We start from the raw sequence: 24,625 nt of genomic DNA, 5'->3' as shown, positions 1-24,625 counted from the left end.
CAAACTAGCACGCCTCATCTAGCGAAAGAGTGGACATTAATAGTTTTTATATGCTACAAGTGTAATACATTTATTGCTACCTGCTGGGAGTAGCAATAGGTGATGCCCACCCTTATCTGGTTCTGGTGGGCATTACACACGATATAGGTATACATCCATTAGTAAGGAAGTCGTAAATAAAATGAAAGACTATACAAGATTCCTATTTTATTTTTGAAATACACGTAGGAGAGCCAGTGCGTTGGTGAGCCAGCGCTGCAGGAGGGTTTCCCGACAGCCAGGCGACTGGCGAAAGGGTTTCCCGGCTTGAAGCATCTGGCGTTGGGCAATGCCCAGTATATCTGGGTTATATCTAGGTTTTGGTGAGCATTGCCCACCCTACAAATACTTAAATTTTTTCAAAAATAAAACCGGATTGCTATACAAGATTGAGATTGTTGTAACTACCTGATGTAAAAACTCGATTCAGACGAGTCAAATCTAAAATACAAAAAAATATGCCCTACGAAGAGTTAAAAATTTCAACACCATCGCCCGTTCTGTCTTGGGCGAATCACTCCTTGGGCTCAGAAGAAACCAAGATGGCAAAGAATGTCGCATCACTGCCATTTGTTTTTAAACACGTAGCTTTGATGCCAGATGTTCACTTAGGTAAAGGTGCCTTAGTGGGGTCTGTGATTGCAACAAAAGAAGCAATTATTCCCGCTGCTGTCGGCGTGGATATCGGTTGCTTTGTGGGCGATACCCTTATCCCACTAGTTGATGGTCAGTCTTATCCCATACAAGAACTCGCTCATCGGGATGAAGAGTTTATTGTCTATGCCTGCACCTCAACTGGAAGAATCGTAGCAGCTAAAGCAACTGCTAGGTTGACTAGACGTAATGCTTCCCTGGTAAAAGTGATTCTGGATAATGGTGAAGAGATTATTTGCACTCCAGATCACCAATTCATGTTGCGGAATGGAACATATAAGGAAGCTCAGCATCTTCAGCCAGAGACATCCCTCATGCCCTTCTACTCTAAAGTTGATAAAGATGGCTATACCTTAATTGCTCAACCCTACTCAGGTAAATGGCAAAAAGCACACTGGATCATTGCTAGATCGGGCTTATTAGGTAAGGTTCCCAAATTTGAAGGGCAGAGAACGGTCATTCATCATCGGAACTTTAATGAATCTGACAATAGTCCCCAGAACCTCGAGTTCATGGGCAACTGCGACCATTCTGCCTATCATCGCAGCTTGGTTGAACGTAATCAACACTGGCAATCGCCAGAGTTTGAACAAAAGCGAGTAACTGCACTTAAAAGAAAAGCTCAAACACAAGAAGGATATGAGTACTACGCAGTTCGAGGGACTCAAAATATTCTTCAATATATGCAGCAAGAACCAGAACATTTTAGACAATCAGTTGCTGACAATGGCGAACGTGGTAAGCAATACTTGAGAGCTTACAACCAAAGTGAAAAAGGTAGAGCAAAATCCAAGGAAATTGCAAATAGATACTACACCTGTGATATTTGTGGTGCAGAGGTCAAAACTCCAATTGGGCTACACAACCACCGAAGGAAAGAACACCAGTGCAATCACAAAGTTACAGCTGTGCTGTCTGTGAACTATACACAAGATGTTTATTGTCTAACAGTACCGGAGTATCACAACTTCGCCTTAAAAGCTGGTGTCTTCGTTCACAATTGCGGGATGTGCGCTATTAAAACACCATTTAATGGTGATCAACTAGAAGGTAAGCTCAAGAAAATCCGCGTGGATATTGAAGCAGCAATTCCTACAGGTTTTAACGAAAATAAAGACGTTGAAAAAAGTGCTACCAACTGGCAACGGTGGCGTGATTTCAAAGACTTGCATCCAGGGGTGCAAGATTTACAAGCTAAAGCGATGAAGCAAATGGGTTCTCTCGGCGGAGGAAATCACTTCATTGAGGTTTGCCTCGATACAGAGAACCAAGTTTGGCTGATGCTGCATTCTGGTTCGCGCAACATCGGCAATAAATTAGCACAGTGCCACATTAACACGGCTAAAGAATTAGCAAAAATGGCGGGTAATAAATTGCCTGATCCTAATTTGGCTCATTTTGTCGCTGGTACGCCAGAATTCCAGGCATACTGGCACGATTTGCAATGGGCGCAGAATTATGCGCGTTTCAACCGTGAGGTGATGATGGCGCGTTTCCAGCGCATTGTCGAAAAGCATTTGGCAGGTGGTAAAGCAACTAAGCCTTTATTAGAGGTGAATTGCCATCACAATTACGCTGAAAAAGAAGTGCATTTTGGCGAGGATGTCTACGTCACTCGTAAAGGTGCAGTCCGCGCAACAGAAGAAGATTATGGCATTATTCCCGGTTCAATGGGGGCTAAATCCTACATTGTTAAGGGTAAAGGTTCTGCCAATAGTTTTTGCAGTTGTTCGCACGGTGCAGGACGTTTACTGTCTCGTGCAAAGGCAAAAAATGTCTACACATTAGATGATTTGATTGAGCAAACAAAAGGCGTAGAGTGCCGTAAAGATACAGGCGTTTTGGATGAAATTCCAAGCGCTTACAAACCGATAGAAGAAGTTATGGACAATCAAGCGGATTTAGTCGAAGTTGTAGCAACTTTGAAGCAAGTTGTGTGTGTAAAAGGTTGAAAATTGGTATGAAGCTTGAATGATGAGTCATAAATCTTGTTCATGAAGCTTCATACCAATTTTTGTAAGCAAGGATTCTAAGGGAAAGTAATGATTTATCGTAAATCATTGACATAAAAAAAGGCGATTGCGCAGAGCGCCCGCTTCGCGATCGCCATTTTAACCAGGAGCAAAATGCAGGATGATGTCTGATAGTGCAAAGTGCGAATTTCCACAACTAGAAACCAAAAATCTCATATTGAGGGCAACCAGTTTATCTGATGCAGAAGCCATTTTTCAGGTTTTTGCTAATGAAGACGTAACTAAATATCACGATCTAGAACCTCCTACAAGTATCGAACAAGTGAAAGGTTTGATTCATCGTAGGTCAGAACGTTTCCAAAGTAAACAGGGAATTCGTTGGGGAATAGCTAGAAAAAACGATAATGTCATCATTGGCTCTTGCGGTTATCGCTACAAGAATCCTTTTTTGGCAGAACTTGGCTATGAGCTTGCAAAAGCCCATTGGCGACAAGGTATTATGACAGAAGCACTCGGGGCTGTCATTGAGTTTGGATTTCAAGCGATCGCATTGAATCGAATTGAGGCGATGGTGATGCTGGAAAACACAGCATCTGTTAAGTTGTTGCAAAAATTAGGATTTCTAGAGGAAGGTATTCTTAGAGAATATGGTTACTGGAAGGGTCAATTTCATGACTTGAGAATATTTTCTTTGTTGAAAAAAGATTATCAGTTATAAAAATCAGCTTTCAGGAGTGACATAGCAGTTAGACAGAAAAAGAATTTGGGAAATTGTTCCAATGCTACAAGAAGTAGATATAAAAAAGTATAAACAGCAATTACTAACTGACTTCAATTCCCGAACTCATTACGACCAAGGCAGGTTTTATACTCCTATTGGCGATCGCCTGATTGAATTTGCAAAACTCCAAAGTGGACAAACAATTTTAGATATTGCAACAGGTACAGGTATAGTCGCTCTTAATGCTGCCAAAATAGTTGGCGATGCAGGTAAAGTCATCGGTGTGGATATTTCCTCAGGAATGCTTAGTTATGCAAAACAGAAACTGGCGACGGAGGGTTTGAAAAATGTTAATTTTCAAGAAGCAGATGCAGAGAAATTAACTTTTACTGCTAATAGTTTTGATGTTATCTTATGCTCTTTGGCAATCTGTTATTTAACTGATATTCCCACCGCTTTGCGGCAATGGCATCGCTTTCTCAAAGCTAGTGGAATTTTGGCGTTTAATGCTTGGGCAGAAACAGCTTTTCCTCCGTCAGTTTTATTTCGTGAAGTTGCTCAAAGATATGGTGTAAAAGTTTCCAACCCAAATGAACCACTTGGTACAGTTGAGAGATGCCACAACGTGTTACAAGAGGCGGGTTTTAAAAATATTGAAGTGACACAAGAGCAGTTTGGTTGGTATTTCACTCCTGATGCTCAAACTGCTGAGGAGTTATGGAAAATGAACTCCAAAAATGTTTTTGGCTATCAAGTATTGCAACTTTCACCAAATCAGTTAGAGCAATGCAAGGCTGAATATATATCAGAAATTCAGGCGTTACCCATGACAAAACAAGGCGTTTGGTGTGATGCTCCGATATTTTTTGTATTAGCTTACAAGTGAGAGTATTTTAGAAATCAGGTTTGACAAAACCAGACTTCTGTCAAACCTGAAGAATCCGAAAACGCTCGCAAGTGATGAGATTAGCTATCTGTAGTACCTGTCAGTATTGGGTGCTAATCATCATACACAAGATGATTCACCCAATACCCAACACGCTTACAGGGTTTGAACTGGGTAAAGTTGCCCAGAGCCAGATTGGGGGTTACTCACAAGCGTCGAAGTGTTGGTTCCTTGCAAGTTCGCCAGTGACTGACGCTGAGTGTTGTCGAGATTCCAACTATCACCGCCTGGCTTGTTAGTTGACGATTGAGCTGGATTTAGAGCATCTAACAAGCTGATGCCGGTGTAGTCTTTTCCAGAGTTGAAATTACGATTCAATTCAGAAATTTGACCAGGATTTAGTGTGAACCCGTCAAGCCCCTTGCCTTGTGTGATTTGTTCCTTAAAACTGTTGTAGAGATTATCGTCCATAGTGATATTGCCACACAGCTGGCTATCGCTACCGCTAAGGACTGGGGTAAGACCACCATCTGAATCAGCGTTCGTAGGATTTCCACTAATATCTACAGGGGTCTTGTTACCATTGTCGCTGTTACCTATGGTATTGACAGGAAAGATACTACTCAACGTAGCGTTGGAGCTGTTACCTGTGGTGTCTACAACAGAAGTTGTGTTGCTTAAGGTATTGTCACTAACAACTGCTGGGCTGAGGTTATTCCCCGTACCAAGGGTGGGGTCATTGTTATCAATACCTACAGAATTGGCTGCTCTTGGGACAATATTTTGCGAACCACCGCCCTTGGGTTCTGCAATATTAATAGATGCTGTGACATTCAGGTCAGTGGGATCATTCGCGTTTTTGGCTGGCCATTGGGTATTTCCCCCACCATCGCTGAGTTGATCAGTAACTTGGTTCTTGATCTTCCAAGGGCTACCTCCAACGTTATTTGCGAAGGTTGAGTCTTTGACAGTGGTGGATGAGCCACCTCCGGAAATACCTCCACCTTGAAAACCAGCGTAGTTGTCAGCAACAGTCGTACCATCAATAGTGACGGGATTGGAGTAATTGGCTAAAGTGATTCCTCCACCCTGACCACCTTTGCCGTCAGCACTCTCGGCTCGATTACCAGTGAATGTACTTTTGCTAATGGTACCTGGCGCTTGTTCTCCTACCCATAAACCACCACCTTGCTGGAGTGCTCGATTCTCGCTGAAGGTGGTGTTGTTGACGGTAAACTCACCATTACCAATTCGCAAACCGCCGCCGAGTGAATCGCCTCGAGAGTCCTGAATGACCTCATTTTTGCTAATTTTGGAATTTTCAACAATCACTTTGTCTGGCGGATAAGCATACAGAAACAGTCCTCCCCCTTGTCCCGCGGCTTTGTTACCCTCAAATTCGCTATTGCGGATGGTAATTGTGCCTCCGACTGGACCATAATCGTAATTTGGTCCAGAGGCATTTGCTCCATCAGTATAGATCGCACCACCATAACCTATGGTGTGAGGACCTATCGGACCTCCGGCGGTTGAGTCATTATTGCGGAAAGTAGAGTCTTCTACTGTGAGTTTGCTCAATACAGTGTTGATTGCACCGCCATTCGTTCCCTTGTTATTCGTGAAGTCACTATTTTTCACGGTCAGAGTACTGTTAGTGTTGACAGCGATCGCACCACCACCACGTTCGCTTCTACCAGCAGTACTGTCGTTCCCCTCAAATACACTGCCAGTGATGGTGTTAGCGGTGTTAAAGCCTCCCCAAATTGCGCCTCCTCCTGCGCCGGAAGCGCTGTTATTCACAAATTTGCTGTTCTCTACATTAAGAGTGGTGAGCTTATCACTACTAACTGTCCGAATTGCACCTCCAGCACCATTTTCCCAATCACCACTGGCTTTTCCATTCGCAAGCGTCAAATTTCGCAAAGTAAAAGTGGAGCCACCTTGTGGTACATCAAAAATCCGGCTCGCATTATTGCCACTAATTGTTAAACCACTAGCACCTGCACCATCAATTGTCAGGTCTTTGTTAACTGTGAGTTGACCTGAAGTCAGGGTAATGGTTTGCTTGGCAAGGTTTGAGCCAAATTGAATGGTATCACCTGATTTTGCCTGAGCGATCGCATCTCTAAGAGAACCGGCTCCATTGTCGGCAGTAGAGGAAACGGTAATAGTAGCCATGTTGAATCAATCCTTGTTTGTTGTTTGTCTTGACCAATAACTTATGAACTATGACCAACAAAGTGGTCTAAAGATAGATAAAGTAGGTAGCTATCACGCTCGATGAAGTACCGATGGGCAACAAGCTTCTGACCATGCCTATCACGTCATGCTCATATGAATTGCACATATAGATCCGTGCCGATTATGTGATCACAGATAGTTGCGGTCTCAGTTGTAGTAGTCCGCCAAGGCAAAGCCTGAGGGGTACGTAGTAAGCACGAAGAAGTGCGCCTTTGAGCGATAAATCGCTCACTACAAACCCGCAAAGTTTGTCTGGTGGAGTACTAGTTGGCTCGTGCCAATTGTTGCCCAAAGGCGGCTCTAGTCGCCCTTAGCATAGCCAAAGCCACCATAAAGCTCGGTATTAGCATTTCTATTTGATGCTCTTACCTACTCTTGTTAAGAGGCAGTGTGGTTTTTATTTAGGTTTTGTTTGCCCTGGTTAGGTTGTCCCTAATTGCAGACTTTCCGATTGTTGGTGGGAGATAGGGACCCTAGAGATATTGAGATGTGGGTTAAAGACTTTGGTAATTTGTGCGTTTTTGTTCTCTGTAGTGTCGAGGACAATCACCTTGGCTTTTGGTGTAACGCCTTTACTCACGAAAGCGATCTCTGCTAGTTGAGAATCAATGAAAACTGGGCTAATGCTAGTGAAAGCCCGAAACTTTTGGTTGTACATAGTAAATTCTTGTGATTACGGGTTAGCTGTAGAGACACTTGACGAAGCAACAGTAAGCGTCTTTACATGGCGTTAGAATTCCAGCTATTAAAAAGCTTTTTAAGCTTTGGCTGGCGGTAGATACCCGCTATTCAGTCGATTTACTCTGGGCAAGCAAGTTTTTTAACTTCTCACCTGACACTGTCAAAAAACATCTTTTAGTCTGACTCACATGAAGCCTTAAAAGCTCTAATCATTGGAGTCGTTGTGCACCTTTAATATTATTTGCATCTTTTTCTACTATAAGATCAATTTGTTCCAAACTTCATGAAGCTTTTATATGATTTCGTAAAATCTTTATAATAACTTCTTAAAATCAGTCATTTAACCTGATTGACTGTAGTTTGGACTTAAGGTATGGACTTGGTAAAGGGGACATTAAGCAAACAAGGGAAACTTTGAGTTTCTCGTCCTTTCCTCGGATGCCACATTTGATATTACACTCGCATGGAATTGAATCATAAGCAACAAAGCGTTTCTTAATCAGCACAAGCAGCACCCTTACTGCTGTGTTCAACAGCACAAATGTCTTAATCTTCAAGATTTATCTTGCTCATTCTTACCATAAGCATTTATACTTATCTATAATCGTTGCCATTCAATAGAGTCGAAAGTGCAGCGTTTCATGCCATTCCAAGCTGTCTAAAGACGGCTAACAATGGCTACACTTCTGATGCAAATAAGGATGTGAGGATAAAAACTCTCTTGGAAAACTGGGTAAGAAAATAAACGTCCGGTGAGTTGATTGCAATCCACCATAACAATATAGATTCCCGTTGCAGTGTACCGTCAAAGAGGACGGTTCTCTCCCGTGTTAATGATTTACATACAGGAATATCAGCCATGACTATTGCTACAGCTAGCTTTTCTATTAACCTTGGTGCATACAAGCCACTGGCACTAGACCCTACCAATCCGAACCTCACGAATGAACAGCGGGAGACACTCAAAGCTAACATTCAGTTGTGCCGCGATGCGATCGTTTTCTTCACCGCTACAGGTGCTGCCAAAGGTCTGGGCGGTCACACGGGTGGTGCTTACGACACAGTGCCAGAGGTCGTCATTCTCGATGCATTTTTCCGGGGCGCACCAGATAAATTCGTGCCGATTTTCTTTGATGAAGCCGGACACCGCGTTGCCACGCAATACCTCATGGCTGTCTTGCACGGTGAGTTGTCTGCTGAAAGTCTTGTCCATTACCGCGAAGCTGGTGCAAAACTGCCTGGACACCCTGAACTCGGACTGACGCCCGGAGTGAAGTTCAGTTCTGGACGGTTGGGACATGTATGGCCGTACATTAATGGTGTGGCGCTGGCAAATCCGAATAAGGTAGTTATCTGCCTTGGATCTGATGGTTCGCAGCAGGAAGGTAATGATGCAGAAGCAGCACGTTTGGCGGTTGCCAAGAATCTGAATGTGAAGCTGATTATCGATGATAATGATGTTACGATCGCCGGACATCCTTCTGATTATCTGCCAGGTTTCAGCGTTGCCAAAACACTCTCTGGTCACGGGCTGAATGTCAATGAGGGAGATGGCGAGGACTTGGATGATTTGTATCGTCGCATAAGTCAAGCAGTGACGACTGATGGACCCGTCGCCTTGGTTAACAAGCGGAAAATGGCTGTAGGGATTGAAGGCATAGAAGGTTCAACGCATGGTCATGATGTTATCCCAGTGGACAAGGCGATCGCCTACTTGGAAAAGCGTGGACTCACCGATGCCGTCAGATATCTCAAGAGCATTCAAAAGCCCAAGCACAGCTACACCTTCACAGGTTCCGGTGACAAATGGGATTCTAACCGCAACGTGTTTGGTGATGCGGTGGTATCCGTCCTCAGCCGCATGAGTGAAACAGAGCGCAAGGAAAAGGTAATATGTATCGATAGTGACCTCGAAGGCTCTTGCGGACTGAAGAAGATTCACGACGCCTATCCAGAAATCTTCATTAGTTCTGGCATTATGGAGAGAGGTAATTTCTCTGCGGCTGCCGGATTTGGCATGGAAAAAGGCAAGCAGGGCATCTTCGGCACCTTCAGCGCCTTCTTGGAGATGTGCATTTCGGAAATCACGATGGCGCGGCTGAACTACTCCAACGTCCTGTGTCACTTCTCTCACTCTGGCGTAGATGACATGGCGGATAATACCTGTCACTTCGGTATAAACAATATGTTTGCCGACAACGGCTTAGATGACGGCTACGAAACGCGCTTGTACTTCCCCGCAGACGCCGCTCAAATGAAAGCTTGTGTTGAAGCAGTTTTCTTTGATCCAGGACTACGGTTTATTTTCTCCACCCGTTCCAAGACTCCAAACATTGTTGATGTCAATGGAAAGAACCTCTACGGCGAAGGTTATACCTTTACTCCTGGCAAAGATGAAGTCGTGCGTGAAGGCACTGCTGGTTACATCGTCAGCTTTGGTGAAGGATTATACCGCGCACTGGATGCAGTAGAACGTCTTAAACAGCAAGGGATTGACGTCGGCTTAATCAATAAGTCTACACTCAACGTTATTGACGAAGAAACGCTCGCGAAAGTTGGTAAAGCGCCCTTTGTATTGGTCGTTGAATCATTTAACCGCCGTACAGGGCTGGGTAGCCGTTTTGGGACTTGGTTGCTTGAGCGCGGACTAACACCAAAGTTCGCCCACCTCGGCACTCATAGAGAAGGTAGTGGCGGTTTATGGGAACAGTTCCCCCATCAGGGAATCGACCCTGAAGGCATCATCAACAAGGTGAAGGAACTGGTTGGTTAACCGCATATCGTTGGTAGTTTGTGGTAATTTGAAGCTTCTCGTCCATGGTCGCTCATGGGCGAGGATTTTTGTAGAAAATGAAATTAATCTAATTTTTCTGTCAAATAGATATAGCGGTTCTCAATTGAGTGCAATACACCAAGAAATATAAACCACAGATGGACACAGATGGACACAGATAATTTTGTACTTCATTCAAACGAGAACCGCTATATAGCAGGGGACAAGGGACTCTTTACTGGGGACTGGGTGAAAAGTCTTTTTGTGTCTAGGTTTTATCATCTGTTAGCGTCGTACGCACCTTGGCTGTTGCTATACATTTATGTTAGTTATTTAACGTCATTCATTGTAAGCTTTCATAGTATGAGCAATCCTTTGGTAAGCAGCTAGATCAAATTGATTATTTACTCTTTCTCGATTGACAAATGGACGAGAACAGTCCTTCCCAACAGTAAAAGACCGTTCAACAGCAGCATCTGACCACGCTGCTGTTTGGACAGAGTTCGATCTAGATATGCTTTAGATATCAAAGATGACCATAGCTACTGGTCTATGGCATTTGTTTTGAAGGCTTCGTACTGAGTGCTGCCATCGCTCAAAGAGTTTAGGACTAAAGTCCTTACTACGAACTTATACAACTATCATAATTAATAAAGGTGAACTACTAGTCCTGCGGACACGCAAAGAGCGATCGCCTATTGCAAGATTTTTCTTATCAATAGACCTCTTGCAAAAATCAAATTTATGAAAATGAAACCACAGATGGACACAGATGAACACCGATAATTTATCTGTGTCCATCTGTGTTTATCTGTAGTTCTAAATATCCATTAATCATGACTTTTGCAAGTAATCTATTGAAAGGGACGAGAGCTAATCGCGCTCAAACGTTGAAATTATTCCTTCTCGGTGATTTCGTATTCGTAGGCAGACATACTATGTTCACTAAGGTCAAGACCTTCGATCTCCTCGTGTTGTGAGACTCTTAGACCTATCGTGAGCTTAATCATTGACCAAGCAAATAGACTAAATAGAGCCGTGAAAACACCCACTGACACAATACCGATAACTTGAGCAAAGATTTGAGAGAAACCACCTCCCAGAAACAACCCCTTCGCAGGACCATTATTTTCACCATACCAAGGATAAATATTAGGTCCTACACTGAATAGCCCGACTGCAAATGTTCCCCAAATACCACAGATCAAGTGAACTGAAATAGCACCCACTGGATCATCGATTTCTAGCCTGTCTAAAAGAACGGCTGAAAAAACAACAATGACCCCAGCAACCGTACCAATGATGGTTGCATGAGCCATGCTGACGAAGGCACAGGAGGCTGTAATCGATACCGCGCCTGCAAGGATTCCATTGATCAGGAATGAAAGGTCGGGTTTCCCAAAATATAGCCAAGAAGTTATGGTAGCTGCTAATCCGCCCGTTGCCGCTGCCATATTAGTTGTCAGAAGAATATGACTAATGGCTGGGGGGTCAGCAGCCAGCGTCGAGCCACAGTTAAAGCCAAACCAGCCGAGCCAAAGAATCAAAGCACCTAGAGTAGAGAGGCTGAGATTATGCCCTGGTATTGCAACAATTTTTTTACCAAAAACGCTACGGTTTTGGGGGGAATAACTGAGCCTTTGTCTGCCAAGCTTACCGTCGTCTTGGTATTTGCCCAAGCGTGCTCCTAGCAACAAAGTCCCCATCAAACCAGCCCACCCGCCTACCGAGTGAACTACGGTTGAACCAGCAAAATCCCAAAAATTTAGATTTGATAGCCAACCCTTTCCCCAGATCCAGTGACCCGTGACGCTATAAGAAAGGCTTACAAATAAAAGACTGAAAATGAGAAATGCCCCATACTTGATGCGTTCAGCAACAGCGCCAGAAACAATGGTGGCTGCGATTCCCGCAAAGACTAATTGAAAGAAAAACTTTGCCTGGAGGGGTATGCCTGCCGAACTCAGGGACGTGTAAACTCCTCTGTAGTCAACCCCTATTGTGGGGCTGTTGTCTAATGGACTTAAGAAAAACCCGTTGCGTCCATACAACCCATTTCCATCGCCAAACATGATTCCAAAACCAATTGCCCAAAAAGCTACTGTAGAAAGCGCAAAGACTATCAGGTTTTTGGATAACAGATTGACCGCATTCTTTTGGCGACAGAAACCTGTTTCTAGCATGGCAAAACCAGCATTCATAAAGAACACTAGAGTACCTGTAAATATCACCCAAACGGTATCTGCAACTACTCGAATGCTCTGTTGACCTTTCTCTAATACCTCTAGACGCTGCTCTAGGCTTGGGGAAACCGCAACTGCGGCGTAGCTCCACATCAGCAGAATCATAGCGACAAAGGCTAAGCAGGTTAACCAATTTGCCCAGAGTCGGCTTTTCTTATGCTTTGATTTCTTGAACTTCTTCCTAGGCATGGAAATAGAGATTTTTTGTGGGGACAAATACATCCTCCCGCTATAGCTTAATACAAGGTTTAATCCAGATAATCCTGAAACTTTTTAGTAAGAAACCCCTCGATATCTCTTAGTTGGTTTTTTAGTAGATGTTTTGTCTTCGGTAGGTGACTGAGATAAAGGTATGTCAAACTCACCCCGTTCTTTTATTGGATTTGAATCGGAATCTTTTTCATTATTTGGAGATAAATCTGGGGTAGAGCGTTCGGGATAAACAGAGTCTCTAAACTTCAACTCTGTTTGAACATCAGCTTTATCTTGGGCTTGAGATGAAAGACTAGTAGACACAGACTGCACACGATTTATTGAGATTTCAGCTTCCTCAGGTTTATCTTTAGCTTGAGATGAAAGACTATGAGACACTGGCTGCACATAATTTATTGCGATTCCAGTTTCGCCTGTGAACCTCACTTCTTTCTTCTCCACCCAAACCGTCAGATATGACTGATTTTCTACGATCAAACAGAAAAGTTGTTCTTCAAGAAATTCTTGACAAAATTTGATGGCTCTTCGGCGATTTTGTGTGGAAAAATCTATAAATCTAGTCAAAATTTTATTTTTAAAGATAATTTGTGATGCTTCCTTGCAGAAAACACCTTGATTTTCTAGATCCTCTGCGGTAAAAAAGAGCATGGTAAAAATCCTGGTTTTGTTTCACTCCTCCTAAGAAGCCAACAGTGCCCAAGAACAGCACTGTCAAGTGTTAAGTTTTTGCTTAATGCTCCCTGCTTGATCTAGTTTTCGCTTTAAATCAACAAAACTAGTATTGCTAAATTTAACAGTTTCTTAGGTATTTCCACGCTCTTTACATAAGCTTTATATTTGAATCCGGATATTATAGGAAGGGTATCCGCTAAAACACTGACACTTTAAAGTTTTTACTCCCTTTGGGCAAAGAAACTTTACAAAAGAGAGTTGTGCAGCTCTGATACTGATTAAATATCAAGAATGACCATCGCTGTCCAACCGTCATTGCTTTTTTCTAATTGGAAAAGGTGTAATGTTACAGCTTTGACATCTACTCGTTGTTGGTGGCGATCGCGATCCAGCGTTTCTCCTTGGAGTACAGCGCTTAGCTGGTGTTTACCATCTTTCTGTTCAAACTCAATTTGTTGCGATCGCAGCAGCAGGAGTTCGCTATCTTTGTAGTAGACCAGTTCTTGAAGAAAATTGAACAGCAAAAGGTCTAATTGGTCATCTTCTAAACTAAAGGTGCGCGTTTCCTTAAGTTCTATCGAGTCCAAATCTTCAATCATAGTGTTAATTGTTGCATCACCCGCCGCTTTGAAAACTTCCTGTAAATCCTTTCCCCAAGCGCGAAAGGCAATATCGGCAGTGGCAACATCTTCCAAAAATTCATATGACATAAATAACATTTTTTTTAAGTAAATCTACATATCTGTGATCTCATAGCCCTCCTTTTTAAGGGGGGTTGGGGGGATCTACTGCTCACACTTGTTTAAACGACCGAGAATTTCTGCTTTTCTTTCGCTCAACTGTTTACCAATAAAAACCAGTTGCGTCGCGTCTTGTTCAAATGGTTCCAATTCCCAACGACCAGCCACAAAATTAAATAGATAAATACCTTCGGGAAAGCGGACAAATCCTTTTGCTCGATAAACGTCTATTTCCAAAGTATCAGCAAATTCCGCAAAACATTGACGATTCAAAGTAGCAGAAGTTGTGTAGCTAAACGAATCAAATTCCGGTTGGTGAACGTGGTGCGGTGGTGGTTGCAGGCGATCGCGACCGATACCAAACAACAAATCTGGATCTACCTGACCCCGCACAGTATGTAAAATTGAAGCAATTTGGTTAATGGAATTTAACTTTTTTTCTATTGCTTGCAACTCGCTTTCAGAAACTAAATCAACCTTGTTTAGCAGGATAGTATCTGCTGCTTCAATTTGTATCCGAGTTGTATGACCTACAGACGGATATTTCACCATTGCATCAGCGTCAACAACTGTAACTACCCCATCCAGCCGCACTCTTTCTAAACTCTCTTGAATATCAAAAACCAGTGCATCGGGTTCTGCGACTCCGGTTGTTTCTACTACCATCTGGTCTGGATCAACTGTATCAATGATTTCATTGACAGCGGCTTCAAACTCGCCCAGTAGGGAACAACACACGCAACCGCCACCCAGATCCGCCATCTCGACATTTTTGCCTTGAATGATTTTGGCATCAATCGCTATTTCGCCAAATTCGTTCATCAAAATCGCGATTTTTTTGGGGACAGTTTCGAGGATGTGACGCAGCAGCGTTGTTTTGCCGCTTCCCAACGGTCCTGTAATCACTGTAAGTGGTGTGCGTACTGCCATAACTTATTTGTTCTCTATTTTTGTTCTAAGATTGAAGTTTCCTTGTACAAATGACTGTCCAGCTTTCAACATCATCTCGGTTTTGTACTTCCTCCGAAGTCGCAATAGCTTGAACTTCATCAAAAAACACTTCAGATTTTGGCAGACGAATCGAAGTTATTACATTTTTCTTTATTTCCTCACTTAAATGTTTGTAAATTAAGCTCAAGTGGGGATTAAGAGCAAAGTTAGATTGCTTTTGTGAACTGCAACGTATGGTTTCTGATATCTTACTAAGAATCGGATTCTGGTGAAATTGTACGAATAAAGTCTTAGTAAATTCCTCTGTATATAGGAGCTTATCGACTTTTAAACTAAAACTTTCAACTCCCTGTGTTGCCTTTTCTATAAGTTCAGAAGGAGATTCATCAAGGGCGTATTCACCAGAGTAGATAGTGACATGAGGGGTGAAACTTGGAGCGTCATACTCTTGTGCAAGAGTATCTATAATTTTTTGGAAAAATGCTTTGTGTTCTGCCGAGGGAATAAGCCAGAATGATACCTTAGTGTTCAAGCAGAACCTCCTTGCTTAGTACAGCATTTCATTAATTCGTAACGTTTTTAAACGCAGAGGAACGCTCTCGGTAAACGCAAAGGTACACAGAGTCTTTGTTCAAGTTTTCGCTATGAACTTATGGAATCATGTACTTAGCATAACCTATCCCTTAATATTCCCAATCGGGGTTAAGCGTACCACCCGTTTGCTAATCCCAGCTAACTCAGCCGCTTCGATAACATCATCTACATTCTTATATGCTCCACCGGCTTCCTCCGCCAGTCCTTGGTAAGAGTTGCTGCGGACATAAATGCCCCGCTTTTCCATATCCTTCTTGAGTGTTTCGCCACGATAGGTTTTTCGTGCTTTCGCCCGACTCATTGTGCGTCCGCTACCATGAGCAGTGCTGAAGAAAGTCTGGTCGCCGGTGGGTACACCCACTAACAAATAAGACCCAGTTTCCATACTGCCACCGATAATCACTGGCTGACCAATATCCTTGTACCGTTCTGGAACATCTTGCATCCCAGGACCAAAAGCGCGAGTTGCACCTTTACGGTGGACGAGGAGCGATCGCTCTTTGCCATCTATAATATGACGCTCTAATTTCGCGGTATTATGGGCGACATCATAAACCATGTGCATACCCAATTCCTCTGCCGAGTATCCAAAAATTTCCGAAAACACCTCCCGAACGCGGTGCAGGATGACTTGACGATTGGCAAAAGACATATTGATACCGCACTTCATCCCCGCAAAATATGCCTGACCTTCAGGAGAGTTAAAAGGCGCACAGGCTAATTCTCTGTCCAGAATTTTGATGCCGTACTTGCTTTCCATGACTTTCAAAAAGACCTGCAGATAGTCAGTTGCGACTTGATGACCAAATCCTCGACTACCGCAGTGGAACATCACCACCACCTGATTTGGCATGGTAATTCCCATACTCGCGGCTAATTCCTTATCAAAAATGTTTTCCGGTCGAGCAACTTGAATTTCTAGATAATGGTTACCAGACCCCAAAGTACCGATTTGGTTGAAACCTCTATCAATTGCCTTTTCACTGATTTTGGAGGAATCAGCACCTTTAATACATCCGTTTTCTTCCATCAGTGCTAGATCTTCTTCCCAACCGTAGCCATTGCGGATACACCATTGTGCGCCTTGCTCAGCCACTTCGCGAAAATCATTCCGTGAAAGCTTCACAAAACCAGTGCTTCCCACCCCGGCGGGAACCCTTTGATAAAGCTTGTCTACAAGCTTTTTGATATCTGGTTTCACTTCATCGTAAGTCAGGTTGGTGACCAACAAGCGCATACCGCAATTAATATCGAAACCGATACCGCCAGGAGAAATGACTCCCCCTTGCTCCACATCCATCGCCGCCACACCACCGATGGGAAAACCATAACCAAAGTGTCCGTCTGGCATACATAACGCATACTTAGTTACCCCTGGAAGTGTCGCTATGTTGGTCACTTGGTCATATACGGCTTCGTCCAAGTCCTCAATTAACTTTTCTGTGGCATAGATCCGGGCGGAAACGCGCATCCCTTGTTTGTAGGAAATCGGCACTTCCCAGATTGTGTCAGAGATTTTGTTTAAAAATTCTTTAATAGCCATTTTAATACCCCAGTTCCTAGCTATTTTGCTGGGTACTTCCGCCCATACACTGTTCGATATAGATTTGAGCATAACCTTACTGCTTTGTCTCAACCTCTGCCTAAAGGAGATGCCTCAACTTAAGTCAGCCTGTCACTCGGAATACAAAAAAGCTGGGTCTTTGTGCTTTGTGTGAAATGCAAATCATTTGTGGCAGACTTATCTGAGTGGCAATCACCTTGTTACAACGAAGAAAACCCAAAACTCAGAATTACAGCTATTTTCAGTTAATTGAACCACAGATTTTCGTAGGGGCACGGCACTGCCCATAGGTGTCAACTTAAGGTCAAAACCAGTATAGAACAAGCTTTAAGAGATTGCCTCGTTCCCAGCCTGAGGCTGGGAATGCAGCCTTGGCAGGCTCTGCCTGCCTAAGAGCGTTACTAGCCGCTTCAAGGGCATTTCCAGGTGGAACCTGGAAACGAGATTTTAAAGACAGGGTTTTAGCTTAAGTTGACACGTATGGGCACAGAACAGCCCCTACCCCGTGGTTTATTTACTTGAAAAGCGCTGTAATTGCAAAAGTCCATAAAAAAGCAGGAAAAGTTGAAGCGACAGGGTTTGTCAATTAGCTTTCACTTTTAAATCAATTGTGCAACTGACTGCCATTTTGATGTAGCGTTCAACCAGGTTTTGGCAGAAAAGCGATACAGCTAGAATTTCTGCTCGTTTTGATACGGCTGGTAATCTAAAAAAGAAAAAGAGCGCAAGATAAACTTTTCTGGAGGACTCTTGTCTATTGCTTTTTCTGGATCTGCTCTTTTTGTCCAAAGTTCACTTTTGGAGATCACAAATAAATGACTACTCAAACGCTATCTACAGCCCTGCTTAGCCCTTTTGATTTGGGAGGGTTGATTCTCAAAAACAGAGTCGTAATGGCTCCCCTGACTCGAGCTCGCGCAGGTAACGAGCGTATGCCCAACGCCCTGATGGCGGAGTATTACGCTCAACGGGCAACAGTTGGTTTGATGATTGCGGAAGCTACCGTAATCTCGAAACAGGCTAATGGTTGGGTAAATAGCCCTGGTATTTATTCAGACGAACAAGCCCAAGCCTGGAAGCAAGTTGTGGATGCAGTGCATAGTAAAGGAACGCCGTTTTTTCTACAGCTTTGGCACATGGGGCGAGCTTCTCACAGTAGTTTTCAGGAAAATGGTCAACTGCCAGTTTCCGCTTCTGCTGTGAAGCTGAATGGAGATTACATTCACACTCCGATTGGCAAACAACCCTACGAAACTCCCCGAGCCTTAGAGACGAACGAGATCCCTCTAGTGGTGGAGGATTATCGTCGCGCAGCCCAGCGCGCAAAAGATGCTGGTTTTGATGGAGTGGAAATTCATGCAGCTAACGGCTATTTAATCGATCAGTTTCTGCAATCTAAGACCAACCATCGGACAGACCAATATGGTGGTAGCCTTGAGAATCGCTATCGTTTTCTCAAAGAAATTGTGGAGGCTATCTTAACTGTATGGCCTGCTAACCGAATAGGAGTGAGGCTGTCTCCAAATGGCAATTATAATGACATGGGTTCACCAGATTTCCGGGAAACGTTTCTTTATGTCGCCCAGCAGTTGAATGCTTACGGTCTAACTTACTTGCATATACTAGATGGACTAGGATTTGGCTTTCACGAGTTGGGAGAGCCGATGACGTTGGCTGAACTTCGCTCTGTGTTTACAGGTTCGCTCATCGGTAACTGTGGCTATACACAAGAAACCGCTGAAGCCGCAATCAAGGATGGTAGTGCTGATTTGATTGCCTTTGGGCGACCGATAATTAGCAATCCTGATTTAGTTGAGCGTTTTACCAATGGCTGGCCTCTAAATCCACCACCCGATCCAAGTATCTGGTATTCTTTTGACAAAGAAGGCTACACCGATTTTCCGACTTACGCCTGAATCCTAAGTAGTTCAAGCTGAATCGACAAAGCCCTCTCTTAGTTGCTAATAGCTTATGGCTCATGGCGATACAGCAATTAGCAATGAGCCATTAGCAACAAAAGCCCAGTTACCTTTTGTTACTAGGAATACAAAAAAGCTGGGCTTTTGTGCTTTGTGTGATGCGAGCATTTTTTTGTAGTAGCTGCAAAGTCAAAAAGTAGCATGAAATCTGAACGACTCTCAGCCATTAATCTGGCAAGCGGAAAACTTGTTGCGATAACCTGCAAGCCCCCAATTTTCTCTAGTACCAGAACAAACTGGGACGGCATTGTGGTTGAATATCATCATTTACCACCCGCTGAGTCTCCAGAGCTTTGCTTGCAGCAGCACAGCATCAGTATCATGCTTGGTAATGAATATCAAATTGACTGGCGACTAGCAGGCGGACGGTTACACAGCGCACAGATGAGGAGAGGTGAAATTGGTATCACTCCAAAAGGCTTTCAGACACAAGCTCGTTGGTATCAGGATGTCGAATTTCTTTTGGTGTCTGTCAATTCCAGTCTATTTAAGAGAGTAGCAGACAATGTGGTTGATGTTGAACTCATACCACACCGGGGAGTAAGCGACCCGCAAATTTTTCACTTAGGAATGGCGCTGAAAGCGGAACTGGAAGCTGGATGCCCATCTGGGAAACTTTACGGAGAATCCGTTGCTACAGCTGTTGCTGCTCATCTCCTCAAAACCTATTCTGTATCACCGCAACTCATTCCACCTGAGGTTAATCTTTCTGAGCGACAATTGCGACAGGTAATTGATTATATTCATGACAACCTAGCACTGGATCTAAGTCTGCCAGAATTGGCTGTGCTGGTGGACATGAGTTCCTATTCATTCTGTCGTTGGTTCAAACGCTTAATGGGGCTGACTCCACATCAATATATAATTCAATGTCGCATCGAGCGTGCCAAATTTTTACTCACTTATACTCAGTTACCTATTGTTGAAATTGCCCTTCGTGTTGGCTGTTCTAGCCAAAGCAATTTTACAGCTTTGTTTCGCAAGCTGGTAGGAATGACACCTAAGGCATACAGAGAAATGTTGTAAGTCGGCTTTCTAAAACTGAAGATAGTTTGTAGTAAGGGCAAAGAGCGGTTATTACGAACTGTAATTTTGCTACTTTGCAAGATTTCAACATCAAAGAGCGCAAGTTTTCAGAAGACAGCAGCCTCACTGGCAATTTATCCTCAGGCTAGCGATGAACTAACGACTCTTGGTGAGAGAAACCCTAATGACCAAACAACTTGACTTAAATGATTACAAACAGGGAATAGCAGATTTATACAACCGCAGAAGCCAAACTTATGATGATAGCGAGTGGCATTTGCGAATTTGTCAACATCTCCTTGAATATTCCCACGTCAGTTCTGGACAGCATATTTTGGATATTAGAACGGGTACAGGTCACCTTGCAATTGAAGCAGCTCGAATCGTTGGAGATGGTGGTCGAGTTATTGGTGTGGATATTTCTAGTGGAATGTTGGAGTTGGCCAGATGTAAGGTTGAAGCATTAGGTTTAAGGAATGTTGAGTTTCTACTAGCCGATGCTGAATCGCTCAATTTTTCTGCCAATAGTTTTGACCAAATTTTGTGTGCAAATACATTTCCTTGGATAGAGGACAAAGAAGCCACATTGCGGATTTGGCATTTATTTCTCAAACCTGGTGGGGTCATTGGCATTCATACACCTGCCGATACTGCATATGTCGGATACGTTGTTTTGCGAGAGGTCTTTGAAAAGTATGGTGTTTTGCTAGAGGCTAGTAATCGAATCGGCACACTTGAAATGTGTCAAAGTCTATTCGTGGACGCTGGCTTTGAAGTGATAGAAATCAAGACTGAGCAGCATGGTAACTACATTAATTTAGAACAGGCAAAAGCAACATGGGAAGGAATTTCTCGTCCACCCCTTGCAAAATATCGAAATCTCTCCTCAAAGCTTTCGTCAGAGCAGTTAGTAAAAGCTAAAGCTGAATTTGAGGCAAAATTAGAGGCACTCCAAACCGAACAAGGAGTGTGGGATGAACTCACTACTTGGTATATCCTGGGTCGAAAACCAGAAACCGAAACCTTAAACAGTGGTGAAAGCGTAGCCTAACACTTTGTTAAAGCCGACGAACGAAAACCCTTGGTGCGCTTGCTTGTTGAAGTTGGCTGATTTAGAGGTTTGTAGTAAGCGCTTAAGCGCTCACTACGAGATAATTTGTAAAGCTAAATAAGTATAAAAAATAAAAACATAAAACAGGAGAATAGTTTAAATGGCAGATAAACCACATCTCGACGAATACAAGCAGCAAGTAGCTGATTTCTACAATAAGAGAACTGACTATGACAGTAGTGAATTAGCGTATAAACGCGCTATTCCTTTAGTCGAATTAGCGCAATTGCAAAAAGGACAAAAAATATTAGATGTCGCCACTGGTACAGCTATTGTCGCCATAGCTGCTGCTGAAATTGTGGGGAATGAAGGCAAAGTTATCGGCGTAGATATAGCGTCAGCTTTTTTGAATCAAGCACAACAAAAGATAGAAGCAGCAGGATTAAAAAATATCGAATTATTTGAGGCAGATGCAGAAAATTTCAAGTTTGACGAAAATAGCTTTGATGCAATTTTTTGTTCTTCAGCAATTGTGTTATTTACTGATATCCCGGCAATTTTTTACAAATGGTATCGCTGGCTTAAACCCGGTGGAATTGTTGCTTTTCATGCTTGGGGGAAACTTCTTTTATGACACCCATAATTATTAAAGCCTGTGCTAAACATGGAGTTTCACTGCCAAATATTCATGAACCACTTGGTACACCCCAAAGGTGTCAAAATCTGTTACAACAAGCTGGCTTTCAAAATATCGAAGTGAAAACTGAACAGTTGGGTAAATATCTCAGCGTCGATGATGCGAAAAAGTGGTGGGGTGGTGGCTGGCTTCACCCGAAGAATCCATTATTGGAATTATCAACAGAGAAAATCGAAGAAATTAAGGCTGAATATGCAAAAGAAGTTGAAGTTTTAGCAACTGAGCAAGGTGTTTTGCTGGATATTACAACTTTTTTTGTGCTGGCTAAGAAGTAAGCATAAACCTAGCGTTCAAATTCATAGACTTCTTGCACTCGTCTGGTTTAAAGATATTTGGAACCACACATGTAGACAAAGGAGGCGGCTTCGCGGAGGGTACACCGATAAACACCGATGATTTAACAGACACTTGCCTCAACGGATTGTCTTAAAGGTGCGGCGATCGCGGCGGTTTATTTTTAGTTTATGCGATATGAGCTTGCCCAAAAACTAATGTAGAGACGTTGCTGTGCAACGTCTCTACAAAACAACTAAAAGACGCTATATATAACGTCTTTTGAAATCTACATTGTCAAAGATTGAGCATCTGTCTCAATCAACTTCGCCAAATCTTGCAAGAACGCTGCCGCATGAGCACCGTAAATAATCCGGTGGTCAGAGGTAATATTTACCTGCATTTGTTGCTTGACGCCAAATAGACCGTCGGCTGTGGCGACGACTTGCGGACGTGATGCCCCAATTGCCAAAATAGAACCTTGTCCGGGTGGTAGAATTGCATCAAATCTATCTACGCCGAACATTCCCAAGTTCGTTACTGTAAAGGTGCCACTGTTGTACTCTTCTGGTTGCAGCTTTTTGGCTCTGGCGCGCTCAACTAAGGACTTCCAATCGCGTGACAGAGAATATATATCCATATTGTCTGCATTCTGCAACACTGGTGTAATCAATCCTCCATCATCCATTGCTACTGCCACGGCAACATTAATATTAGAGTGGTAGACAATTCCTTGTTCTGAGTAGCTGGCATTAAGCAGGGGATGTTTTTGCAACGTCACCGCTACCGCTTTTGCCAGTAGCGCTGTCATCGTCACGCCTTTAGATTTAATCTGTTTATAAAGCTTGTCTAGCGCATCTGTGGTAATTGTGTATCCTATATGGATGACAGGCACGGAAAGGCTGGCTACCATGTTCCGCGCTACGGCATTTTGCAAGGTAGTCAAAGGCACTATTTGACCCGGTACTGCGGTGGTGACTGGCGTGGGTGCGGGTGCTGGTGCGACTTTTGTGGGTGTAGGTGCAACTGGGGTAATAGTTGGTGCTGGTTGGGTGGATACGACAGGGGTAACTGTGGCAGGTTGTTTGCTAGATTTTCCAGCAGCTGCTTCTACATCTTCGGCGACGATGCGACCGTAGGGACCACTTCCAGAAATGCCACTCAAATCAACTTTCAGTTCCTTGGCTAACTTGCGGGCGCGGGGTGAAGCTACAAGCCGCCCATTTGTACGGCTTGTTCCATTTTGAGAAGCAGCAGGGGTTGCGACTGTGGTTGTTTCTGCTATTTTTCCAGAAGTGGCAGCAGTTGCTTCTTGTTTTGCAGGACTACTTCCAGAATTGGCTTGTTGGATCGCAGTTTCGATTTCAGCTTCGGTTTCTGCTAACAAGGCGATCGCAGCTCCAACGGAGGCTGTTTCACCAGCTTGCACAAGGATTGTGGCAACATATCCTTCATAAAAGGATTCCACATCCATATCTGCCTTATCTGACTCGACAACCACCACTGTTTCGCCTTTTTCCACTTTGTCTCCAGGTGATTTTACCCAGGAAACGATTTTACCTTCGGTCATGGTGGAACTTAGCGCCGGCATAAATACTTCGTAAATGCTCATATGGGTGGTTTGGTGAATCGAGAATTAATGGATTTTTACAGCTAGTGTCAGATCGCATTGTATCTTGACCTAGCTCCCTTCGGGGCAGGGTATCGAGGAACAAGGGTGTAGGATGTAGGGGAATAATTTTTAAATTTTGAAAAGAAAATAGTAAATGACATTCTTATTTTTCCTGATACCCTGACACCCCTACATCCTTACCCCTAATTTACCTAGATGCGAGGAACTATATTAAGACCACAAGGTCTATAAGTTTGTATTTCTGATCACGGCTTTTTCAAATTTTGAATTCCACTCAAAAGCAAGAAGATGAAGGACGCTACCTCAATCTAAAATTCAAAATTGATATTTAGCCTGTTTGAATTAACTGTTAAATTTTATGTCGCCAAAGTTGAAGTGGTTTCTGATAGTGGTAGTTAGTATATTTGCCACCGCTGCCACTGGTGTTTACATCACCCAGCGTCAAACGACTGAAGCGGTTTCTGATACGAGCAATGGACAACCGCCGCAGTTTTCGGATGTGAACCTAACAGAGGAGATTGTCAACCCGGAGCGAGCCAATTATAATCCTGTACCTCTAGAAAAAATCACCTCTCCTCTCTTAGGCAGCGATCCTGCTGAACTTGCCCTTAATGCCTTTGATGAGGAGGACTCAAGCGCAACTCGCAAAGTCGAGGTATTTTATCCGCTCCCAAATCAAGCATTTGTGACGATTACGCAAATAGAGCCAGCCAACAATTCTCTCAAAGCAGTTAAATATCGAGTGGAACTCGCAACCTTTGGGCGATCGCTTTTGGTGAACTCCCCTCGTGTGTGGCAAATTGTTTGGGCTGGCTCCCAGGTACAATGTATACCTGGAAGTAGCGTTAGCACAAAACAGCCAACCCAAACCTGTCAGTAGTTATTTGTCACTAGTGCAGCGGGTGGGGAAATCATCCAACTGTTAAAAAGACACAAAAAGCTTATGTGGTTAACATTTGCGCCTTGTAACAAATTGTACTAGTCATGAATCACTGGTAAGAACCAAGGACAATTAGACTTT

The 24,625-nt window shown here is 43.4% G+C and carries 19 protein-coding genes; 10 read left to right on the top strand and 9 right to left on the bottom strand.

Annotation, left to right across the window (positions count from 1 at the left end; genetic code table 11):
• The first annotated feature begins 497 nt into the window (after window positions 1-497).
• From V5G28_RS30725 to V5G28_RS30715, 3 genes are all read left to right on the top strand, one after another.
• Window positions 498-2,645 (top strand): RtcB family protein, encoded by a 2,148-nt coding sequence (locus tag V5G28_RS30725; protein WP_332987175.1) that lies wholly within the window; start codon window positions 498-500, stop codon window positions 2,643-2,645.
• Window positions 2,646-2,826: 181 nt separating this feature from the next.
• The gene (locus V5G28_RS30720; protein ID WP_332987174.1) at window positions 2,827-3,384 is read left to right on the top strand and encodes a GNAT family N-acetyltransferase; all 558 of its coding nucleotides are present in this window, start codon (window positions 2,827-2,829) and stop codon (window positions 3,382-3,384) included.
• 61 nt (window positions 3,385-3,445) lie between these two features.
• Entirely contained in the window at window positions 3,446-4,273 is an 828-nt protein-coding gene (locus V5G28_RS30715) for a class I SAM-dependent methyltransferase (protein WP_332987173.1), read from the top strand.
• A gap of 156 nt (window positions 4,274-4,429) precedes the next feature.
• Here V5G28_RS30715 and V5G28_RS30710 read toward each other — a convergent pair whose 3' ends face one another.
• Complete coding sequence (locus V5G28_RS30710; RefSeq protein WP_332987172.1) at window positions 4,430-6,451, bottom strand: hypothetical protein; 2,022 nt, start codon at window positions 6,449-6,451, stop codon at window positions 4,430-4,432.
• 484 nt (window positions 6,452-6,935) lie between these two features.
• Window positions 6,936-7,172 (bottom strand): DUF4347 domain-containing protein, encoded by a 237-nt coding sequence (locus V5G28_RS30705; RefSeq protein WP_096565956.1) that lies wholly within the window; start codon window positions 7,170-7,172, stop codon window positions 6,936-6,938.
• A gap of 882 nt (window positions 7,173-8,054) precedes the next feature.
• Here V5G28_RS30705 and V5G28_RS30700 point away from each other — a divergent pair.
• On the top strand, window positions 8,055-9,968 hold the full coding sequence (locus tag V5G28_RS30700) for a transketolase C-terminal domain-containing protein (protein ID WP_332987171.1): 1,914 nt from the start codon (window positions 8,055-8,057) through the stop codon (window positions 9,966-9,968).
• 896 nt (window positions 9,969-10,864) lie between these two features.
• Here the strand turns inward: V5G28_RS30700 and V5G28_RS30695 are convergent.
• From V5G28_RS30695 to V5G28_RS30670, 6 genes are all read right to left on the bottom strand, one after another.
• On the bottom strand, window positions 10,865-12,400 hold the full coding sequence (locus tag V5G28_RS30695) for an ammonium transporter (RefSeq protein ID WP_332987170.1): 1,536 nt from the start codon (window positions 12,398-12,400) through the stop codon (window positions 10,865-10,867).
• Window positions 12,401-12,484: 84 nt separating this feature from the next.
• A complete protein-coding gene (locus tag V5G28_RS30690; RefSeq protein WP_332987169.1) occupies window positions 12,485-13,072 on the bottom strand; it encodes a hypothetical protein in 588 nt (195 codons plus the stop codon).
• A gap of 302 nt (window positions 13,073-13,374) precedes the next feature.
• Entirely contained in the window at window positions 13,375-13,806 is a 432-nt protein-coding gene (locus V5G28_RS30685) for an archease (RefSeq protein ID WP_332987168.1), read from the bottom strand.
• A gap of 75 nt (window positions 13,807-13,881) precedes the next feature.
• The gene (locus tag V5G28_RS30680) at window positions 13,882-14,766 is read right to left on the bottom strand and encodes a CobW family GTP-binding protein (RefSeq protein WP_332987167.1); all 885 of its coding nucleotides are present in this window, start codon (window positions 14,764-14,766) and stop codon (window positions 13,882-13,884) included.
• A 25-nt stretch (window positions 14,767-14,791) separates the two neighbouring features.
• On the bottom strand, window positions 14,792-15,319 hold the full coding sequence (locus V5G28_RS30675; protein ID WP_332987166.1) for a hypothetical protein: 528 nt from the start codon (window positions 15,317-15,319) through the stop codon (window positions 14,792-14,794).
• Window positions 15,320-15,463: 144 nt separating this feature from the next.
• On the bottom strand, window positions 15,464-16,924 hold the full coding sequence (locus V5G28_RS30670) for an RtcB family protein (RefSeq protein ID WP_336231485.1): 1,461 nt from the start codon (window positions 16,922-16,924) through the stop codon (window positions 15,464-15,466).
• Window positions 16,925-17,760: 836 nt separating this feature from the next.
• Here V5G28_RS30670 and V5G28_RS30665 point away from each other — a divergent pair.
• The 5 genes from V5G28_RS30665 to V5G28_RS30645 all read left to right on the top strand — a co-directional run bounded on the left by V5G28_RS30665 (window position 17,761) and on the right by V5G28_RS30645 (window position 21,973).
• Complete coding sequence (locus tag V5G28_RS30665; protein ID WP_332987164.1) at window positions 17,761-18,861, top strand: alkene reductase; 1,101 nt, start codon at window positions 17,761-17,763, stop codon at window positions 18,859-18,861.
• 204 nt (window positions 18,862-19,065) lie between these two features.
• Window positions 19,066-19,950 (top strand): AraC family transcriptional regulator, encoded by an 885-nt coding sequence (locus tag V5G28_RS30660; RefSeq protein WP_332987163.1) that lies wholly within the window; start codon window positions 19,066-19,068, stop codon window positions 19,948-19,950.
• A gap of 184 nt (window positions 19,951-20,134) precedes the next feature.
• On the top strand, window positions 20,135-21,001 hold the full coding sequence (locus V5G28_RS30655; RefSeq protein WP_332987162.1) for a class I SAM-dependent methyltransferase: 867 nt from the start codon (window positions 20,135-20,137) through the stop codon (window positions 20,999-21,001).
• Window positions 21,002-21,161: 160 nt separating this feature from the next.
• Window positions 21,162-21,635, top strand: a complete 474-nt coding sequence (locus tag V5G28_RS30650; protein WP_336231484.1) for a class I SAM-dependent methyltransferase — start codon at window positions 21,162-21,164, stop codon at window positions 21,633-21,635.
• Window positions 21,632-21,973, top strand: a complete 342-nt coding sequence (locus V5G28_RS30645; RefSeq protein ID WP_336231483.1) for a hypothetical protein — start codon at window positions 21,632-21,634, stop codon at window positions 21,971-21,973. Before V5G28_RS30650 ends, V5G28_RS30645 begins: the two co-directional genes overlap by 4 nt.
• 287 nt (window positions 21,974-22,260) lie before the next feature.
• On the opposite strand, the gene V5G28_RS30640 is transcribed toward V5G28_RS30645, so the two are convergent.
• Window positions 22,261-23,583 carry a dihydrolipoamide acetyltransferase family protein gene (locus V5G28_RS30640; RefSeq protein WP_332987160.1) on the bottom strand — a complete coding sequence of 441 codons (1,323 nt, stop codon included), beginning with the start codon at window positions 23,581-23,583 and terminating at the stop codon, window positions 22,261-22,263.
• Window positions 23,584-23,962: 379 nt separating this feature from the next.
• Between V5G28_RS30640 and V5G28_RS30635 the strand changes: the two genes are divergently transcribed.
• A complete protein-coding gene (locus V5G28_RS30635) occupies window positions 23,963-24,484 on the top strand; it encodes a hypothetical protein (protein ID WP_096565905.1) in 522 nt (173 codons plus the stop codon).
• The last annotated feature ends 141 nt before the right edge of the window (window positions 24,485-24,625 follow it).

Origin of the sequence: Scytonema sp. PRP1 (assembly GCF_036697665.2) — a bacterium.
GTDB lineage: Bacteria > Cyanobacteriota > Cyanobacteriia > Cyanobacteriales > Nostocaceae > Kalymmatonema > Kalymmatonema gypsitolerans.
The sequence above is the reverse complement of the archived record's forward strand: the minus strand, read 5'-3'. Positions and strand labels throughout refer to the sequence as shown.

What these genes read in the sequence shown, in the direction of transcription:
- V5G28_RS30635 (WP_096565905.1), top strand. Translation starts at nt 23,963, where the DNA reads ATGTCGCCAAAGTTGAAGTGGTTTCTGATAGTGGTAGTTAGTATATTT.
- V5G28_RS30690 (WP_332987169.1), bottom strand. Translation starts at nt 13,072, where the DNA reads ATGCTCTTTTTTACCGCAGAGGATCTAGAAAATCAAGGTGTTTTCTGC.
- V5G28_RS30640 (WP_332987160.1), bottom strand. Translation starts at nt 23,583, where the DNA reads ATGAGCATTTACGAAGTATTTATGCCGGCGCTAAGTTCCACCATGACC.
- V5G28_RS30685 (WP_332987168.1), bottom strand. Translation starts at nt 13,806, where the DNA reads ATGTCATATGAATTTTTGGAAGATGTTGCCACTGCCGATATTGCCTTT.
- V5G28_RS30710 (WP_332987172.1), bottom strand. Translation starts at nt 6,451, where the DNA reads ATGGCTACTATTACCGTTTCCTCTACTGCCGACAATGGAGCCGGTTCT.
- V5G28_RS30680 (WP_332987167.1), bottom strand. Translation starts at nt 14,766, where the DNA reads ATGGCAGTACGCACACCACTTACAGTGATTACAGGACCGTTGGGAAGC.
- V5G28_RS30665 (WP_332987164.1), top strand. Translation starts at nt 17,761, where the DNA reads ATGACTACTCAAACGCTATCTACAGCCCTGCTTAGCCCTTTTGATTTG.
- V5G28_RS30715 (WP_332987173.1), top strand. Translation starts at nt 3,446, where the DNA reads ATGCTACAAGAAGTAGATATAAAAAAGTATAAACAGCAATTACTAACT.
- V5G28_RS30670 (WP_336231485.1), bottom strand. Translation starts at nt 16,924, where the DNA reads ATGGCTATTAAAGAATTTTTAAACAAAATCTCTGACACAATCTGGGAA.
- V5G28_RS30655 (WP_332987162.1), top strand. Translation starts at nt 20,135, where the DNA reads ATGACCAAACAACTTGACTTAAATGATTACAAACAGGGAATAGCAGAT.
- V5G28_RS30645 (WP_336231483.1), top strand. Translation starts at nt 21,632, where the DNA reads ATGACACCCATAATTATTAAAGCCTGTGCTAAACATGGAGTTTCACTG.
- V5G28_RS30695 (WP_332987170.1), bottom strand. Translation starts at nt 12,400, where the DNA reads ATGCCTAGGAAGAAGTTCAAGAAATCAAAGCATAAGAAAAGCCGACTC.
- V5G28_RS30725 (WP_332987175.1), top strand. Translation starts at nt 498, where the DNA reads ATGCCCTACGAAGAGTTAAAAATTTCAACACCATCGCCCGTTCTGTCT.
- V5G28_RS30650 (WP_336231484.1), top strand. Translation starts at nt 21,162, where the DNA reads ATGGCAGATAAACCACATCTCGACGAATACAAGCAGCAAGTAGCTGAT.
- V5G28_RS30720 (WP_332987174.1), top strand. Translation starts at nt 2,827, where the DNA reads ATGATGTCTGATAGTGCAAAGTGCGAATTTCCACAACTAGAAACCAAA.
- V5G28_RS30705 (WP_096565956.1), bottom strand. Translation starts at nt 7,172, where the DNA reads ATGTACAACCAAAAGTTTCGGGCTTTCACTAGCATTAGCCCAGTTTTC.
- V5G28_RS30700 (WP_332987171.1), top strand. Translation starts at nt 8,055, where the DNA reads ATGACTATTGCTACAGCTAGCTTTTCTATTAACCTTGGTGCATACAAG.
- V5G28_RS30660 (WP_332987163.1), top strand. Translation starts at nt 19,066, where the DNA reads ATGAAATCTGAACGACTCTCAGCCATTAATCTGGCAAGCGGAAAACTT.